Genomic DNA, 17,252 nt, shown 5'->3' on the forward strand with positions numbered 1-17,252 from the left:
AATGACAGAGGTAACATACTATACCCAAGAGGGGTTAGATAAATTAAAAGAGGAAGTTCATTATTTAACAACCACCGGTCGTCAGCTAATATCTAAAGCAATTGCAGAAGCGAGGGATAAAGGTGATTTATCGGAAAATGCAGAATACGATGCTGCTAAAGAAGCGCAAGGTTTGCATGAAGCAAAAATTTCAAAATTAAAGAATACGTTGGCAAACGCACGTTTAATTGATGAATCTAAATTAGATTTATCGAAAGTACTTGCTTTATCGATTGTTAAAATAAAGAATGTTAAAAACGGTGCTACCATGACTTACCAGTTGGTAGCTGAAACGGAAGCAGATTTAAAAACAGGAAAAATTTCTGTTAAATCGCCAATTGCACAAGGTTTGTTAGGTAAATCGGTAGGCGAATTCGCCGAAATCGAAGTGCCAGCAGGTAAAATGCAGTTCGAAGTTTTAGAGATATCGAGATAAAGTAGAAGGCGGAGGGTTTAAGGCTTAAGGTCTGTTCTCCGCTATAAATCCCTAAACCTTGCACCCTACACCTTTTAACCTTCCACCTTATGACTATTTTTTCAAAAATTGTTGCAGGCGAAATCAGTGCACATGTTGTTGCTGAAACTGTAGAATATTTAGCATTTTTAGATGTTCAGCCTTTAACGGCGGGGCATGTTTTGGTTATTCCGAAAATTGAAACCGATTATATCTTCGATATGGATGAAGATCTGTATGTTGGCCTTTGGATATTCGCTAAAATTGTAGCTAAAGGTGTAAAAATAGCTTTCCCTTGCAAAAAAGTTGGTGTTTCGGTTATCGGATTGGAAGTTCCGCATGCTCATATTCATTTAATACCAATGAATAATGTGAGCGACATGAACTTTAGTAAAGAAAAATTAAAGCCAACCAGCGAAGAATTGGCTGAAGCTGCCGAAAAAATTAAACAAGCCTTACTAGAAGTATAAAAAAGGCCGGCTGTGAAAACACCAGCCGACCATTCTACCCGCCTAACCCAAATATTTTATGGCGCCGGAGCAATTGTAGCATTTAGCTGTAATACTGGCCAAGTTAAACCTGGCCCTTTTCCGATTACTATGCCATTGTTATCGCCTCTTTTTAGATCTGATACCCAGTAGTATAATGGCCATCCTTTATAAGTTAACTGTTTTTTGCCAATTGTAGCCACAGTAATTATGCCAACATCACCTTTTGCAACAGCAGAGGGTACATTAAGCACTTCAGATTCATACACCGGCCAAATACCTTCTTGTGTAACACTCTTGGTATATGTGTTTACACCATTTTTATCCGGTGCAAAAGCGTACAAGGTACGGCCTTTGCTATCGGTCAAGTAAATGGTTTTGCCATCGCCAACAGCATAGGTACTGGTGTAATTAATATTGTTCGCGGTCAGTTGTGTATTGGCCAGCATCAATGAATAATCGGGTTTAGCCACAAACCATATTCCACCAACACCATCGCCTTTAATATCTCCTTTTGCAACGTCGTTAGCAAAGTAATAAAGTGGATAACCACGGTAAGTGCTTTGTTTACGGCCATCGGCACGGGTAACCTCCCCAACTTCTGCTTTGTTCAGGTTTAAATCGGTGCTGGCATCGGCTGAGTAATAAAGTGGCCATGCGGTTTCGCAACCACCGGTACAGGTTGGCGTACCTGCAGCATCAGATGCAAAAAAGTATAAAGTTTTACCATCTTTATCAGTTAATACTGTCCCGAACTTGGCATCTGTTGCCAATTGAATCCCCTTATTGTTATTGGTAGCGGGTGGTGTTGTAGGTTCGTCTGAACTGCTTTTTTTGCAGGCTGTAAATACCATTGCTATGCAAACGATAGCCAATAGATTTCTTTTTAAGTAGATTAGCATAAGATTTTTGTTTTTAGTTTTAACTTTAATCATTAATATGCTGCTATTACGCCGTCAGCTTGTAAATGGTTGCTTGTTGAAAAGAGAATTTTAGCATAACCGAACGAATAATAATTATTTTAAAGAAAATACTTTTTTGAGGCAACCTTTTGTAATTTCTTACCGTAATGTATTTTGAAAGGAGAACCTGTGACCGCTAGCCGCGATAGTGAAGATATTATACAAAAGTATATTCAAGGGTGCGTTAGAAATGAAAGGGATAGTCAAAAAGCACTATACAAACATTTCTATAGCTTTGCTATGGGGATTTGTTTGCGTTATGCAAACGATCGGCTAGATGCTGCAGGAATACTGAACGATGGCTTTTTTAAAGCCTTTAAAAATATAACCAAATACGAAACTTCGAAGGCCTTTTTGCCTTGGCTCGGTCGGATAATAACCAATACTGCCATTGATTATTATCGTGCCAATTTAAAATTCGCCGATCATGTAGATATTCAGGATCATGAAAATATTGCACATACAAACTCTGTGTACGATAAATTGGCTTATCATGATTTGTTAGCATTGGTTCAAGACCTAAGTCCGGCCTATCGAACGGTTTTTAACCTTTTCGCTATAGATGGCTATAGCCATGAGGAAATTGCCGAAATGCTGGGAATATCGATAGGAACATCAAAGTCGAACCTGTTTAAGGCGCGACAGAAATTACAGGAAATGCTAAAAACTACAGATGCGAAAACTTACCAGGTAAGGAGTTCGGAGGTAGATAGAAACCTTTTACAGGTGAGGTTAAATACAAACATGCAATGACAGAGGGAAAAGATATAGATAAATTATTTAAGGATGGATTGGAAAATCCCGATCTTCCTTTTAATGATTTAGATTGGGATAATCTGGAGGAGAGATTGCATCCAACACCTAAAAGGAGGATAGTGCCGTTAATTTGGTTAACTGCTGTGGCTGCAGTAGCCGCAATGTTGCTTGTGGTTTTTTTATTGATTAAGCCGAATGGTGATCAGTCAAAAAACAATTCAGTGGTGAAAACAGATACAAATGCCCACAAAAAAGAGAACAACAAGCCTTTAGATAATAAGGCAGATTTAATCGAAAAGCCAACAGCGCAAAATCCTTCGACCGAGAATAGTGAAAAAAGTTTATTGGTTGGGAATAACGAGAATAATAAAGCTACAGATGATCATAAAGCGGTTATAACAAGCTCATTTAATACAGATTTTCCTAAAGTTTTAGCACGCGATTATATTAATCACAACCTTTTAACTAATGTACTGTCTAATCCGCAAATAAGTGCTAAACCTAAACTTGTAGAATTTGAACAACCAGATTATGTTGCTACACTTGCCTCAAGAAAAACAGAGAAAATTCAACCTCCGGTTTTTAAGAAAAAATCAAGATTTGTTTTAAGTATTCTGGCTGCACCAGATTTAACCAGTGTGCAGAAATCAGGCAAAAGTAGTTTAAGTGGCGGTTTTGGGGTAGAGGCTACGCTCTTCCTAACAAAGAAATTGAGTGTTACTACCGGGGCAGCTTACGCTAAGAAAATCTACGACTCAGATTTTAGCCAATACAACCCTAACAGCAATTATGTTTTTAAGGCCAATCCAGCAAATATTCACGCCAATTGCGATGTAATTGACATTCCAATTAATGTGAACTATAAGGTTTTTGATGGACGTAGAAATTCAATTTCAGTAAGTACAGGTTTATCTAGTTATTTAATGTTGAAAGAGAAATACAGCTATTCTTATAATGGAGCTTATCAAGGCCCTCAAAGCTATGAAGTCAGAAACCAGAATCAGCATTATTTAGGTATAGCCAATGTTGGTGTCGAGTTTCAGCACAAAATAAATAATAATTTAAGCATTAGCGCTAAACCATTTATGAAAATACCCTTAACCAATATTGGTTATGGAAATTCTAAATTATCATCAACAGGCGTGGCCGTTTCAGTAAATATGAATTTATTTGGCAGGAAGAATTAATCAAGATTAAAATAATACATCTTGAATTTCTGACGTTTTATCGAAAACACTTTTTGCAAATGGACAAAGCGGAAGAATTTTCATCTTGTTTTCTCTGGCATAACTTACGGCGGCAAGCACTAACTTTTTTCCTACACCTTTGCCAGCAAAATCTTGATTTACTTCGGTATGGTCAATAATGAATTTGCCAGGGCCAGCCCAAACATATGCCATAACGCCTGCTTGTAAGCCGTTCTCTAAGGCTTCGAACTGCCCTTTCTTTTCGTTGTTAGTCTGTTGTATTTCCATCAGGGTTTATTTCTTAACCTTTGGGTTTTGATCTGGCAAAGGCACAAAACCGGTTTCTCCAGGAACGGGTTTAAAACTTTGTTCCAGCCATTTAATTTTGGCTTTTTCAATCAGTTCTTTGTCAGAGGCAACAAAGTTCCAGTAAATGAAACGCTCTTCAGGAAAGGGTTCGCCTCCGAAAATATAAACCGTGGTGTTTTCGTGCATGGTAAATTCGCATAGTTTGGCGTCGTTGGCAATTAAAATTAAACGCGGCTCAAAAATATTCCCCTCACTTTCAATTGCACCCTCTAAAATATAAAGTGCACTTTCTCCAAACAGGTAATCGCCAATGTTTAGCTTTTGCTGCTTGGTACTTTTCAATTCTAAAAAATATAGCGGACTGTATACCGGAACAGGAGATTTATAGCCAAAAGCTTCTCCTGCGATTAATTTAAAACTTACACCATCTTCTGCCCAGCTTGGAATGTCTGCCTCTTCAACATGGCAAAACTCAGGTTCCATTTGTTCCAAATCTTTAGGTAAAGCTACCCAGATTTGTAAGCCATGGAGCATTTTATCGGTATGGCGAAGATATTCGGGGGTTCTTTCCGAATGTACAATGCCGCTGCCCGAAGTCATCCAGTTTACCTGTCCGGGTTTAATTACAATATCCGAACCCAAACTGTCTTTATGTGTAATTTCACCTTCGAACAAAAAGGTTAAGGTAGATAAACCGATATGTGGATGAGGTGGAACATCGAGATTTTCGTGATCGCTCATTGCAGCAGGGCCCATATGGTCGATAAAAGAAAAAGGCCCAACCATCCGTTTCTCTCTGAAAGGCAGCAACCTACCAACCATAAAATTGCCAATATTTGCTGGTCTTCTTCGATAATGAGTTTAATGTTCGACATGGTACAATCAATTTTTTGATGACGTGAATTTAAGGAAAAAGGGTGGGATTTAGATTGAAATTCTATTCTTCACGTCATTTCGAGCGAAGTGCAAAGGAGTCGAGAAATCTGTCTCAATGGAACTCTTCACTTCGCTCCAGTCGAGATGACGAAACCTCATTATCAAGAAAAAGGCCCTGTTTAGGTTTTTTGGAAAGCAGTTGCAGAAGCTTTTGGGTCATTGTCCTCCCGCTCCCGCTTCTGTTCCCGATGAAACCTTTGAAACAAGCAAGCACACCATAAAACAACAAAAATAAGTGCTTAAATCGGGATCATCTCGCTTTGATCGGGTTTAGGCGGCTAGGGCATTGCTACTGTCGGAGGTAAAATAAACCCGACCGACAGCGTTATCCCGACTTTTTCAGTCGGATTAAGCAAAGGGCGGGGCTGGAGCAGCCGAAGTATTGCCGGTATTGCTTTCCTTATCATGTATGTGCAGTCAGATGTTACCATCTGACTGATTAATGGCATTTCGAAAGAAGGGTTCTTTAAGAAATTTAATTATGCTTGTATGTACATCACATGGTAACATCTGACATCACAAGAAACAAAAAAGCAGCCCTTTCGAGATGCCTTTCTAAACTTAAAAAGAAAAAATATGGTTTTTATACCAATTCCATTAAAGCTTCTTTGCTAAAGCCTTTCAATTCTTCTGTAAGGTTGTTTTTAATTTTCTCTACCCAGTTCGGATCTGCTAAAAGCGGACGGCCAACTGCTACTAAATCGAAATCGCCACGGTCCATTCTGCGTACCAGTTCGTCTAATGAACTCGGCTGTGAACTCTGGCCTGCGAAAGCGCCAAAGAAATCGCCATCTAAACCAACTGAGCCCACTGAGATTGTCGCTTTTCCGGTTACTTTTTTAGCCCAACCTGCAAAATTTAAATCAGAACCTTCAAATTCAGGCTCCCAGAAACGGCGTTGCGAACAATGAAAAATATCAATTCCGGCCTCGGCCATTGGCGTTAACCACTGTTCCATTTCCTGTTCGTTTTTGGCCAACTTGAAATCGTAGGCAGCAGGTTTAAATTGTGATAAGCGGATAATTAAGGCGAAATCTTCTCCAACCCTTTTACGTACTTCTTTAATTACTTCAACACCAAAACGGGTACGTTCAGCTAAGGTTTTACCGCCATAAATATCGGTACGGTTGTTTGTACCCTCCCAAAAAAACTGATCGATCAGGTATTGGTGCGCGCCATGTATTTCAACAGTGTCAAAGCCCAGCGCTTTGGCATCTGCTGCCGCCTGGCCAAAAGCCGCAATGGTATCTGCAATGGCTGCATCAGTCATCGGTACGCCGTTTTCGAAACCTGGCTTGTTTAAGCTTGATGGACCTTCAAAAGGTGTACTTGGCAACCAGCCAGATGCATGGTTATCCATAATGCCCTGGTGCCAGATCTGTGGTCCCATTTTACCACCAGCCTGGTGTACACTTTTAATAACGTTCTCCCAGCCTGCTAAAGCTTCGGTACCATAAAAATGTGGAATGTTAGGATCGGCAGAAGAAGATGGACGGTTAATTACGGTTCCTTCTGATAAGATTAAACCCACTTCACCAGCAGCTCTTTTTGCATAATAGCTAGCAACATCGGCTGTTGGCACGCCACCCGGAGAAAATGACCGCGTCATTGGGGCCATTACTATTCTGTTTTTGATATTTAATGTTTTAAGGCTAAAAGGCCTAAATAAACTATCTGTGTTCATATGTTTCTAAATTATAATTCGGTATTGATGATTTCGCTTAATTTTTCTAAGCCTTCTTTGTTGCGTTTGTAATAAGTCCATTGGCCTAAGCGCGTTGAACTGATTAAATCGGCACGCTGTAAAATAGACAGATATTCGGAAATGGTACTTTGTGATAAACCACTTTTAAGCTGAATCTGCCCAACGCAAACACCTACATTTTCAAAATCGGCATTGGGCTGTTCGGGAAAATGTAGCTCAGGGGCTTTTAACCAGCCTAAAATCTGTAAACGTGTTTTGTTCGAAAGGGCTTTGAATATTTCTACCTGATCCATGGCACAAATGTATATCGACTTTTCCCGATATGCCAATTAAAAGAATAAAGTTTACAATTGGATGTAAAACTGGGAGGTAGGTTAAAACGAATTATGGCACGAGTTGAAAGATTTTTCTTGTACTCTTATTGACGGATTGTAATATGACATATTTTAAAGAAGGGTCGTCCTTCCCGCGCAGGCGGGAATCTTAATGCAACATACAAACCCTACCGAGGCATTACGATTATTCATAAGTTTTCCTTTTTTCAGAGGCATTCATGAGCACTCCGTGGTTCCCAATCGAGTTGGGAATGACGTATCGCTGTGATTGGTTGCTGGATTTTTTAATAAAGACCTCTTAGAATAAGAATTGCAGATCAGTATTTTCTCTGTTCCTGTGGCTAATAATTAGGAAAAAATAAATGGTAAAATAGCCGAAAAAATGGCTAAAAAAAGAACGGGGATAAATCATACCGACCTATCCCCGTCATCTAAATTAACGCTCTCGTATATATAAACAGCAAAAAAGTCAATTTATTATATCAGGTGTAAATTTTTTTGATTTTATTCAAAATTGATCTCTTAAATGAAAGAGAGATGCTTTGAGCGTATTAAATTATTCGGCAAAAAAAGAACGGGGATAAATCATACCGACCTATCCCCGTCATCTAAATTAACGCTCTCGTATATATAAACAACCAAAAAGGTGATTTATTATATTTGATGTAAAATATTTTTTTATTTTTTTGCTGCAGGCTTTTTTGCTGCTGCTTTTGCTTTCTTTTCAACTACCGGAACCTCTTCGATTGCTTCCGCTTTTTTCTTTGCAGGCACCTTAGCTTTTTTAACTTCTACAGTTGGTTCTTCAATTGCTTCAGCTTTCTTTTTAGCAGGTGCTTTTGCTTTTTTAACCTCAGCAGACACTTCTTCAGCTACAGTTTCTTTCTTCTTAGCTGGAGCCTTCGCTTTTTTAACTTCGGTAACCGGTGCTTCAACAACAGGTTCTTCTTTAACCTCTACTGCTTTCGGAGCACGATCTTGTTGAAGATAGTTTGCCAGGATCTGTCGTAAATATACCTCTGGTTTCGGCATGTTGATGATGGTTCCAGGTTCTTTATCCTGAGATTGTTTAATGTAAGCCGATTTAATTTTGCCCCAATCTTTAGAGTAAAGTCTGATAAACATCTCCACAAATTGTTCGTCTGTATATTTTTTAGGCAACCTACCCAGCACTGCCTGAATTTTTTCTTCTTTTTTATGTAATACCGCCATCGATTTTATTTTGTACAAAGATAGCCGAATTTTATCATTATCAGTTTTTTGCTTTTTTTAGCAAAATGGATGGTCTAGCAGATCAAATTTGGCGGTCTAAAGTGAGGTCGCCATTTCTGCTTCAACCAACTCGCTTTTTCTGTTTTTAACCAACCGTTCGCGATGTTTTAATCCCCAATCCCTTAGTTCATCAATTACTCTTTCAAGCGATTCACTATAAGGGGTAAGCTCGTAAGTTACGGTAACCGGAGTGGTAGAAAATACTTTCCGGATCACAAATTCATTTAATTCTAAATCTTTAAGTTCTTTCGATAATATTTTGGGCGTAATTTCTCCAAGTGATTTTTGGATCTCATTAAAACGCAGTGGTCCTTCTTGCAGAGAAATAATCAGGGGAAGTTTCCACTTACCATTTAACACATAGAGCGCATCCTTTACCGCATTTAAACTTGCTGTACAGGTTTCTAGATTACGGTGTTCTTTTCTTGGTCCCATAATACAAAGGTATAAGCTTTCGTAAAGGATAGCACTATCCTTTGGGATACTAATATCTTTTAGATAGTAAAACTACATAAGTTTGCATCAAAAAAATAATATGAAAACAAAAACAATCAAAATTATTTACTGGATATCCTCTGCTTTGGTTTCGTTAATGATGACTTTCTCGGCCTATTCCTATCTAACTAATGAAACCATTAAACAGGCTTTTCATCACCTTGGCTTTCCTGATTATTTTAGGGTAGAATTAGCCGTTGCCAAAATTTTAGGCGCTGTTTTATTACTGTTGCCGATAAAAGGGCAATGGAAAGAATGGGCATATGCAGGTTTTGCATTTACATTTGTTTCGGCATTTATTGCGCATACGGCATCGGGCGATCCAATCAATAACCGCGTTGGTCCGGTTGTATTTTTAATCGTGTTATTGCTGTCGTATTTTACCTATCACAAAGCGAAGGCGGCATCTGTTTAGATGAAGCACTGAAATTTTTTCGGCGTTTATAAAACGATTTAGTTGTGTTTGCAACAAATTAATTGATGAAACTGGATCTTTCGGCTTTTTATTTTAATTTAGGTAATATGCGCACATTTACCAAATATTCTGGCCTGTTTTTAATCTTTATTGTAGCTGTTTTAACCGCTTTTACCGATAAACCCAAGCCAAAGAAAGCTGCTGATAAAAGACCCAATATCATTGTCATCCTTGCCGATGATCTGGGGTTTTCTGATATCGGCTGTTATGGCGGAGAAATTAAAACACCAAATATCGATTATCTGGCGAGCCATGGTGTCCGTTTCAAAAATTTTTATAATACTTCTCGTTGCTGTCCAACACGTGCAGCCTTATTAACCGGGCTTTATAACCACAACGCTGGCATTGGCGAAATGACTACCGATCGAGGTGTTGAAGGATATCGTGGTGCCATTACCAAAAATACAGTAACGCTGGCAGAGGTTCTAAAAGGAGCAGGATACAGGACGGCAATGTCGGGTAAATGGCATGTTGCAAATACCATAGAACAACCTACACCGCAAGCGCAGCTAGACTGGCTAAACCATAAAACATCTTTTCCTTTGTTTTCTCCAATTGATCAATACCCAACCAGCAGAGGCTTTGAGAAATTCTTCGGAACACTTTGGGGAGTGGTCGATTTTTTTGACCCTTTTAGTTTGGTAAGTGGTACAACGCCGATTAAAGAGGTACCTAAAGATTATTACCATACGGACGCCATTAACGATACTGCTGCGAGTTACATCCGTGAATTTAGCAAAGGTGATAAGCCATTTTTTCTCTATGTAGCTGAAAATGCGCCGCATTGGCCATTGCAGGCAAAACCAGATGATATCGCGAAATATAAAGATACCTACAAAGTTGGGTGGGATGCCATTCGTGAGGCGAGATATCAGCGAATGGTAGAGATGGGGTTGATCGATCCTAAAACAGCTCCTTTATCTCCACGCAAATCGACCATGAAATGGGAAGATAATCCTACAAAAGCATTTGATGAAATGGCAATGGCTGTACACGCAGCAATGATTGATCGGATGGACCAAGGTATCGGGCGGATTATTAAAGCCCTAAAAGAAACCAATCAATTGGATAATACATTGATTGTGTTTTTGAGCGATAATGGTGCAAGTCCTGAAGATGCAATGCGCTATGGGCCAGGTTTCGACCGTCCAAGTGAAACAAGGGCTGGCGAAAAAATTGCCTATCCCATTTATAAGAAAGTAATGCCGGGTCCGCAAACCAGTTATACCTCAATCGGACCAATTTGGGCAAATGTAGCCAATACGCCCTATCAACTGGCAAAATCACAATCGTACGAAGGTGGCGTGCATACGCCGATGATTGCCTTCTGGCCAAAAGGTATCGCTGCCAAAAAAGGAAGTTATAGCAATCAGGTAGGGCATGTAATGGATTTTATGAGCACTTTTGTCGAACTTGCCAATGCGAAGTATCCCGGCAGCTATATGGGCAACACTATTAAGCCAATGCAAGGAATGAGTTTGGTGCCTGCTTTAAAAGGAAAGGTACCAAAAGGACACGAAATCTTATTTAACGAACATTTTAACGCCAGTTTTGTGCGCTCCGGCGATTGGAAAATGGTTAATCTTTCTGGCGATTCTACCTGGCATCTCTATAACATTAAAAATGATCAGACCGAATTGAACGATGTTGCGGCTCAGCATCCTGATAAGGTAAAAGAACTAGATGCAAAATGGCAAGGCTGGGCAAAGGAAAACCATGTACTACCTAAGAAATAAATTAAAGTTGATCATCCTTGCCTGAAGGCTTTTTTATCAACTGCTTGCCCGGATTCTCGGGTAGGTAGACATCAATAATTACTTTTTCCAGTCTTTTTGCATTTTTTTATAGGCTTTCCTACTAATTTTTGATTTCTTCTTAGACCTCGATTTCCCTTTCGTCTTTCGGGCATTAATATTGTTTACCAATGAATTTTTAACACCGAGCTTATTCTTTTTTCCGCTTTTCTTTTTCTTTTTTTTATTTTTTCCTTTTTTCTTTTCTTTCGCCATAACCCAAGTATTTACTAATTAATTAACAGCAGATTGTACTTAAAAGTTCTGATAAACCAATTGAGCTTTTTAACAAAGTAAATTGAGCCTTAAAGCAAAGCTTCACCTCGATTATCAGCCTACCTTTGATTCATAAAATATAGAAAAAATGAAAAAAGTTTGGTTTATAACAGGTAGTTCCCGTGGATTGGGACGTGACCTAACAGCACAAGTATTGGCAAAAGGCGACTTGGTTGCGGCAACAGCAAGAAATACAGCAGCTTTAAAAGATCTTGTAGAAAAATATCCTGATCAGATTTTTCCGATCACTTTAGATGTTACCGATTACGATCAGGTGTATTTGGCAGTAGAATCGGCTGTAGCCCATTTTGGAAAAATAGATGTTTTAGTTAACAATGCGGGTTTTGGTATTGTTGGTGCAGCAGAAGCTTTTACTGAAGAACAGGTGCGCAGTCAGTTGGAAACGAATTTATATGCACCGATCGAAATTACGAGAGCTGTATTGCCATTTATGCGCAAACAACGTTCGGGCAGAATTCTTCAAATCAGCTCGATAGGCGGGCGAGTAGGTAATGCCGGGGTGAGTATTTATCAGGCTGCAAAGTTTGGGTTGAGCGGCTTTAGTGAATCCCTGGCAAAAGAAGTAGTGGATTTAGGGATTTATGTAACCTGTGTAGAACCTGGCGGTTTTCGTACCGATTGGGCTGGTGCCTCAATGTCATATGCACCTCGCGTTGAAGGGTACGAATCTACTGTAGAAAAGCGCTCAGATTTTTTCCAAAGCGGTAACTTTATACCGATGGGCGATCCGCAAAAAGCAGCGAAAGCCATGTTGGCACTGGTAGAGCACCCTGAGCCACCCGTACACCTGGTATTTGGAAGTGAAGCCATTGGAATGCTTAAACATGCTGATGCTACCAGAACTGCCGAAATGGAGAAATGGATGGACGTAAGTTTATCCACAGATCATGATGAGGCTGAGAATTTTTTGGCAACTGATCTGGGTAAATCTTTTACTAAAGAATAGTTTCATTAATCCTCCAGCTTTCGTAAATATATTAACCACAGATGCACACAGAAAACACAGATTTTAGCAGCGTCATATTTTATCTGTGTGCATCCTTTTTATCTGTGGTTAAATGTTAAATCCATAAATTTGATCAAGATGTCAAATCAAATCAAAAGCCCAAATATCCTGTATTCGTGTTATGCCCAGAAAAGTAGTGAGGGCGAACAGTTTATTCCCAATCATTCGCTGGGATTGGTTATTGCGGGTACATCTGAAATTTTTATCGGAGGAGAGAAATTCGTGTTTTCGGATGGTGATTTTCGTTTTTTCAGGCGAAATCAATTAGCCCGGTATACCAAATACCCGCCAACAAGAGGAGAGTTTAAGTCGATTAGCATAAACATCGACCAGGATATTCTGCACAGCATCAGCAATGAATATGATCTGCATATGCAAAAGCCCAATCAGGATATTAAAGGTCTGGCGCTAGCGGCCAATGGTCTTTTAAAAAATTATATCGATTCGATATGGCCATATTTAGACGGAAATAACGAATTTAATCAGGCTTTGATCGATTTAAAAGTTAAAGAAGCGGTAATGATTTTATTGCAGACCAACCCAATATTAAAAGATGTGCTTTTCGATTTTTCGGAACCTGGAAAAATTGATTTGGAAGCCTATATGAACGCCAATTATAAGTTTAATGTAGATATTAACCGTTTTGCTTATTTAACAGGAAGAAGTTTGGCCACATTTAAAAGAGATTTTGAGAAGATCTTTAACCTTTCGCCCAATCGCTGGCTACAGAAAAAGCGCTTGAATGATGCCTATTATCTCCTAACCGAAAAAGGCTGGAAATCATCAGATGTGTACCTCGAAGTTGGTTTTAAAGACCTGTCGCATTTCTCTTTCGCTTTTAAAAAAGCTTATGGCATGGCGCCATCCAGGGTAGGTATGTAATTTATTCTGGGAGGTATCGTCATCTCGACCGTAGTGGAGAGATCTTTTAACATAGTTCAAAGATTTCTCCATTGCGTTGCGCTTCAGTCGAAATGACGATTGACCTTACACCTTTTTTGGAGGAAGATCAAAGGCTACTGCCTCATGCTCAAAATGGCCGTTATGTGCACCATCGCAAAAAGGCTTGTTTTTTGATAAACCACAACGGCAGATCGAAAGTACTTCTCTGCCCTGTAAGCCATAAATATTTCCGTTTCTATCTACAATTTCGAAATCGCCCTCAATTTTAACAGAGCCGTTATTGTTAATGGTAAGTTTTGTTTTAGACATGTATGTGTTAGTTTAATGCAAAACTAAAGGATTGAAATGGTAATTTCTGAACGGTTTTCTATTTAGAAACATTCTCTTCTTGGTCTAAGTCTCTTTTTTGATGACGTAGGCAATCATGTCTGTCCTGATCTCGAAACCCAATTTATGATAAAGTTTAATGGCGCCTTCATTATCATTTCTAACATGTAAAAACGGTATTTCCGAACGGAGCAATATTCTTTTAATCTGTTCTTGTAAAATCTTAAAAGCATAACCTTTGCCTAAATGAACGGGATGGGTGCAAACTGCACTTACTTCACGGTAAGGGCTGGGATGGAATCGGTGTCCGGCCATAGCTGCCAATTTCCCATCAACAAATATACCTGTGTAATTACTAAGCTCGATGGTTTTGGCTAGAAAAGGCCCCGGTTTAGTTAATTCCACAAGATCGATCATTTCTGTAACGTGTTCCAGACTAAGGTCTGTTATTCCAGTTGCATCTGCTGCTGGTATTTCCTTGCTGCGAAAAACAAATTGAAACATATCGATATGAGTTAACAATTCCCACTGTGCAGGTATTTCGACAGGTGTTTTGGAGAAAAATACAAAAAGGCTTTCTGCAGGGCTGATCTGATAAAGGGTGTTTAGGTTTTCCTGCGAATTATCTCTTAAGCCGGCAAATGCGGTGATATCTTCGATATAATATTTTACCTCTTCAAGGCCTTTTGCAATATGGCTATGTCCGGATGTTAAGGCATAATAAATTGGATTATCCAATACGTGTTCCATCCGGCAAAGATATTAAATGCTAAATCAGGAGGAGGGTAAATTTTATGTGGATTAACTCAATGCACTCATAACTATTGGTTTAAAAAAGTTTCCACCAGATGTGCCGTAATCTCAATTGTTTTATCGCTAATATCCGGATTAAGGTTTTCGCCAATCATAGCGCCATGCATACCAGGTAAAATAACCAGTTGCGCATTTGCAATCAATCTCGACATTTTAACCAAATGTTCGGGCTTGATCACATCTTTATCTGCCACCATTAAAAGCGTATCGGCGGTAATTCCCCTCAGATCTTCAGCGCTGAGGTCGACAAAATCAAGCATGCGCTGTTTGTCCTTTTCGAACATCGTTTGCAGCGCGTTTTGATCTGGATTTACTGCTAAAAAAGCTGTTTTAAGCGGCTCCGGCATATGGTCGATGGTTGCATCTCCAAAGCCATTATAAAAGCCATCAATTAAACCTTCCCGTTGGTAATTGGCCGAAATGACAATGATTTTATTCACCACAGCCGGATGGTGTGCTGCAATATGTAAGGTTGTTGTTCCGCCGTTGCTGAAGCCTAGAAAATTGGCTTTTGTTATTTTTAGCTGATTTAATAAAGTGGTCACATCTTTTGCATCCTGCTCAAAAGATTCTGCCTGGTCACGGTCGCTGGTACGTCCATGAGCCTGAAGCTCAACAGCTATAACCCGGCCGGATTTTGCCAAAAAAGGAATAAGTCTGCCGAATGAAGATTGAATGGTAGAACCGCCGCCATGTATCAATACCAGTGGAATTTCTCCCTCCCCGTAAATTTCATAATACATGTTAATGCCATTTACCTTTTCATGTCCTGCTTTTTTATATGTTTCCATCGGTCTCGGTTTAAAATTTGCTATACAAATCTAAATAAGCTATTGGAAAATAAGGTGCCAATAACAGACAAATTTAGGGTGGTTTGCGCCATTTGGAATATTAGAGCCTGTTTAAATTTGATACAATTATTTTACTTATCTAACATTTTTGTCACCCTGAGGGATAATTTATTTCATAAAGATCCTTATGATGTTAAAATATCAGCTGGTATATAATTCCCCTTTTTTAGAGGGGTGTCTGCAGGACGGGGTGTTCTATTTGTCCTAGCCGGGCAGGCCTTTTTCTTTTGGCACCAAAAGACCAGCAGAGCTAGCTTGAATGCAGTTGAAACATAAAGGCCCATGAAAAAACAAAAGTGTCGGCTGAAAATTTTTGTATTGAAGTTTCTGCATAGGCTTGGCCTGTGGATTCCCAAAAATTTGTTAGGCCGATTTATTAGAACGGGGATACGGTGCTGTGGCCTGGCTGGGTGGAAATTATAGCGCCGCAAACATCTTATTAGTAAACAATTGTAAATAACGTCAATGGTAGCGGAGTCGAAGTGACTTTAGTGTATCGAAAACGGGTCTTCGACTACGCTCAGACTGACATACTAATAATTTATAATAAAATTAAACAGGCTCTTACTTCTTAAGCTTTTTTACCTTTTTGATGTAGGCGCCTAAAAATTGATCGATACCTGTTGCTGCATATCCTAATAGCCTGGAGTTTTCGCCCAGCTCGGAAGAAACTATCGTTGTTTTTTCTCTAATTTGGGTCATGCAATAAGTGTTTATTGCCTGTTGCATGGGTAATGTGATGTATTGTTTGGCCCCGGCAATTTTGCCGCTTAAAATAATCAGTTCGGGGTTGAATAGCTGGATCAGAACAGCTATTCCTTTGCCCATATGAGTGCCAACATTGGAGAGCAGTTGAATAGCGTATTGATCACCTTTATTGGCTGCCTTAATAATCAGGGCGGGCTCAATTCTTTCCAGTTCTTCGTTCGAGAGGTTGGTAAGCATAGAGTTTTTGCCCAATAAAATACCTTCTTTTGCCATTTCTGACAGCGCGTTTCCAGATGCAACGGTTTCGAGGCAACCGTGTTTTCCACAGTAACAGAGTGCGCCATTCTCTACAAAAGGCATATGGCCCAATTCGCCAGAGAAACCGCAGGTGCCTTGCCTCAATTTTCCGTCCATTATAATGCCTAAGCCCACGCCCCAATCCATTAACAATACGAGTACATTCTTTTTGCCCTTAGCCATTCCGTGGGTAAATTCTGCCATTGATGAACCATTCACATCGTTTTGGATCACTACAGGTATATTTAGCATTTTTTCAAATGCGGCTGTTAAAGGGATATTTTCATCATCGCTTAAGAAATAACTGTAATTTTCTCCCTTTTCAGCATCAATTAAGCCAGGCATGCCAACACTGCAGCCAATAAACTGCCTATGCTGAATACCTGCCGACTTTAAGATATCCTGAAGGTGTGTATGTAAAATGTTGAAAAAATCAGTCCTGCTTTTTGAAATAGGCACCGAAATGGTTTTAACATCCAACACAAAATTATAATTGTTGTCAATAATGGCTATTTTGGTATGAAATAATTCAATGTCTATACAGAGAATAAGAATCTTTTTATCCTTTAAACGATAAAGGTCGGGTTTCCGCCCCCCAATAGATAAACCATAGCCCTTCTTTTCTATCCAGCCTTCATCAATCAGGCCAAGCAGAAGCTTCAGGATACTCGGCGTACTCATTTCCATAATTTCACATAAAGTAGAAACTGAAGATGCCCCTAAATTAAAAAGGTATTTTATGAGCTTGTGTTTTTGGATCGACTGCTTATCGTTGGTGTCTGATGTTAGGTTATTTAATAGATTAAGATTCATGTTGTTGATTGCACTATTTCGATAAATATAG

The 17,252-nt window shown here is 39.3% G+C and carries 19 protein-coding genes and 1 pseudogene; 8 read left to right on the plus strand and 12 right to left on the minus strand.

Features of this window, described 5'->3' with window-relative positions; genetic code table 11:
- The first annotated feature begins 1 nt into the window (after position 1).
- Together greA and J7E57_RS00875 are read left to right on the plus strand one after the other, a co-directional pair.
- Positions 2–475: a transcription elongation factor GreA gene (gene greA, locus J7E57_RS00870; RefSeq protein WP_029276724.1), complete on the plus strand. Its 474-nt coding sequence runs from the start codon at positions 2–4 to the stop codon at positions 473–475.
- Between the two features lie 89 nt (positions 476–564).
- Positions 565–963 carry an HIT family protein gene (locus J7E57_RS00875; RefSeq protein WP_215129687.1) on the plus strand — a complete coding sequence of 133 codons (399 nt, stop codon included), beginning with the start codon at positions 565–567 and terminating at the stop codon, positions 961–963.
- A gap of 56 nt (positions 964–1,019) precedes the next feature.
- On the opposite strand, the gene J7E57_RS00880 is transcribed toward J7E57_RS00875, so the two are convergent.
- On the minus strand, positions 1,020–1,883 hold the full coding sequence (locus J7E57_RS00880) for a hypothetical protein (protein ID WP_215129689.1): 864 nt from the start codon (positions 1,881–1,883) through the stop codon (positions 1,020–1,022).
- Between the two features lie 174 nt (positions 1,884–2,057).
- Here J7E57_RS00880 and J7E57_RS00885 point away from each other — a divergent pair, with 174 nt between their 5' ends.
- Positions 2,058–2,696: an RNA polymerase sigma factor gene (locus J7E57_RS00885; protein ID WP_251029748.1), complete on the plus strand. Its 639-nt coding sequence runs from the start codon at positions 2,058–2,060 to the stop codon at positions 2,694–2,696.
- On the plus strand, positions 2,693–3,886 hold the full coding sequence (locus tag J7E57_RS00890) for a PorT family protein (protein WP_215129691.1): 1,194 nt from the start codon (positions 2,693–2,695) through the stop codon (positions 3,884–3,886). The genes J7E57_RS00885 and J7E57_RS00890 overlap by 4 nt, the downstream gene beginning before the upstream one ends.
- A 6-nt stretch (positions 3,887–3,892) precedes the next feature.
- On the opposite strand, the gene J7E57_RS00895 is transcribed toward J7E57_RS00890, so the two are convergent.
- From J7E57_RS00895 to J7E57_RS00920, 6 genes and pseudogenes are all read right to left on the minus strand, one after another.
- Positions 3,893–4,174: a GNAT family N-acetyltransferase gene (locus tag J7E57_RS00895; protein WP_215129693.1), complete on the minus strand. Its 282-nt coding sequence runs from the start codon at positions 4,172–4,174 to the stop codon at positions 3,893–3,895.
- A 6-nt stretch (positions 4,175–4,180) separates the two neighbouring features.
- A pseudogene (locus tag J7E57_RS00900) lies at positions 4,181–5,070 on the minus strand (pirin family protein).
- Positions 5,071–5,714: 644 nt separating this feature from the next.
- Positions 5,715–6,815 carry an NADH:flavin oxidoreductase gene (locus J7E57_RS00905; RefSeq protein ID WP_215129695.1) on the minus strand — a complete coding sequence of 367 codons (1,101 nt, stop codon included), beginning with the start codon at positions 6,813–6,815 and terminating at the stop codon, positions 5,715–5,717.
- Between the two features lie 11 nt (positions 6,816–6,826).
- Entirely contained in the window at positions 6,827–7,129 is a 303-nt protein-coding gene (locus tag J7E57_RS00910) for an ArsR/SmtB family transcription factor (protein WP_029276735.1), read from the minus strand.
- 720 nt (positions 7,130–7,849) lie between these two features.
- A complete protein-coding gene (locus J7E57_RS00915) occupies positions 7,850–8,383 on the minus strand; it encodes a hypothetical protein (RefSeq protein ID WP_215129697.1) in 534 nt (177 codons plus the stop codon).
- Between the two features lie 96 nt (positions 8,384–8,479).
- Positions 8,480–8,878, minus strand: a complete 399-nt coding sequence (locus J7E57_RS00920; RefSeq protein WP_215129699.1) for a winged helix-turn-helix transcriptional regulator — start codon at positions 8,876–8,878, stop codon at positions 8,480–8,482.
- Positions 8,879–8,978: 100 nt separating this feature from the next.
- Here J7E57_RS00920 and J7E57_RS00925 point away from each other — a divergent pair, with 100 nt between their 5' ends.
- Together J7E57_RS00925 and J7E57_RS00930 are read left to right on the plus strand one after the other, a co-directional pair.
- Positions 8,979–9,353, plus strand: a complete 375-nt coding sequence (locus J7E57_RS00925) for a DoxX family protein (protein ID WP_215129701.1) — start codon at positions 8,979–8,981, stop codon at positions 9,351–9,353.
- Positions 9,354–9,418: 65 nt separating this feature from the next.
- The gene (locus tag J7E57_RS00930; protein ID WP_251029749.1) at positions 9,419–11,149 is read left to right on the plus strand and encodes an arylsulfatase; all 1,731 of its coding nucleotides are present in this window, start codon (positions 9,419–9,421) and stop codon (positions 11,147–11,149) included.
- A gap of 78 nt (positions 11,150–11,227) precedes the next feature.
- Here the strand turns inward: J7E57_RS00930 and J7E57_RS00935 are convergent, their stop codons facing one another.
- On the minus strand, positions 11,228–11,422 hold the full coding sequence (locus J7E57_RS00935) for a hypothetical protein (protein WP_215129703.1): 195 nt from the start codon (positions 11,420–11,422) through the stop codon (positions 11,228–11,230).
- Between the two features lie 148 nt (positions 11,423–11,570).
- Here J7E57_RS00935 and J7E57_RS00940 point away from each other — a divergent pair, with 148 nt between their 5' ends.
- Together J7E57_RS00940 and J7E57_RS00945 are read left to right on the plus strand one after the other, a co-directional pair.
- Positions 11,571–12,449, plus strand: coding sequence for an oxidoreductase (locus J7E57_RS00940; protein WP_215129705.1), 879 nt, complete (start codon positions 11,571–11,573; stop codon positions 12,447–12,449).
- A 138-nt stretch (positions 12,450–12,587) separates the two neighbouring features.
- A complete protein-coding gene (locus J7E57_RS00945; protein WP_215129707.1) occupies positions 12,588–13,391 on the plus strand; it encodes a helix-turn-helix domain-containing protein in 804 nt (267 codons plus the stop codon).
- Between the two features lie 105 nt (positions 13,392–13,496).
- On the opposite strand, the gene J7E57_RS00950 is transcribed toward J7E57_RS00945, so the two are convergent.
- From J7E57_RS00950 to J7E57_RS00965, 4 genes are all read right to left on the minus strand, one after another.
- Positions 13,497–13,721: a CDGSH iron-sulfur domain-containing protein gene (locus J7E57_RS00950; RefSeq protein WP_215129709.1), complete on the minus strand. Its 225-nt coding sequence runs from the start codon at positions 13,719–13,721 to the stop codon at positions 13,497–13,499.
- Between the two features lie 84 nt (positions 13,722–13,805).
- Positions 13,806–14,489, minus strand: a complete 684-nt coding sequence (locus J7E57_RS00955) for a GNAT family N-acetyltransferase (protein ID WP_215129711.1) — start codon at positions 14,487–14,489, stop codon at positions 13,806–13,808.
- 71 nt (positions 14,490–14,560) lie between these two features.
- Positions 14,561–15,343: an alpha/beta fold hydrolase gene (locus J7E57_RS00960; protein WP_215129713.1), complete on the minus strand. Its 783-nt coding sequence runs from the start codon at positions 15,341–15,343 to the stop codon at positions 14,561–14,563.
- Between the two features lie 624 nt (positions 15,344–15,967).
- Positions 15,968–17,221: an ROK family protein gene (locus J7E57_RS00965; protein WP_215129715.1), complete on the minus strand. Its 1,254-nt coding sequence runs from the start codon at positions 17,219–17,221 to the stop codon at positions 15,968–15,970.
- Positions 17,222–17,252: the final 31 nt, after the last annotated feature.

It is taken from the genome of Pedobacter sp. ISL-64 (assembly GCF_018613605.1).
GTDB lineage: Bacteria > Bacteroidota > Bacteroidia > Sphingobacteriales > Sphingobacteriaceae > Pedobacter.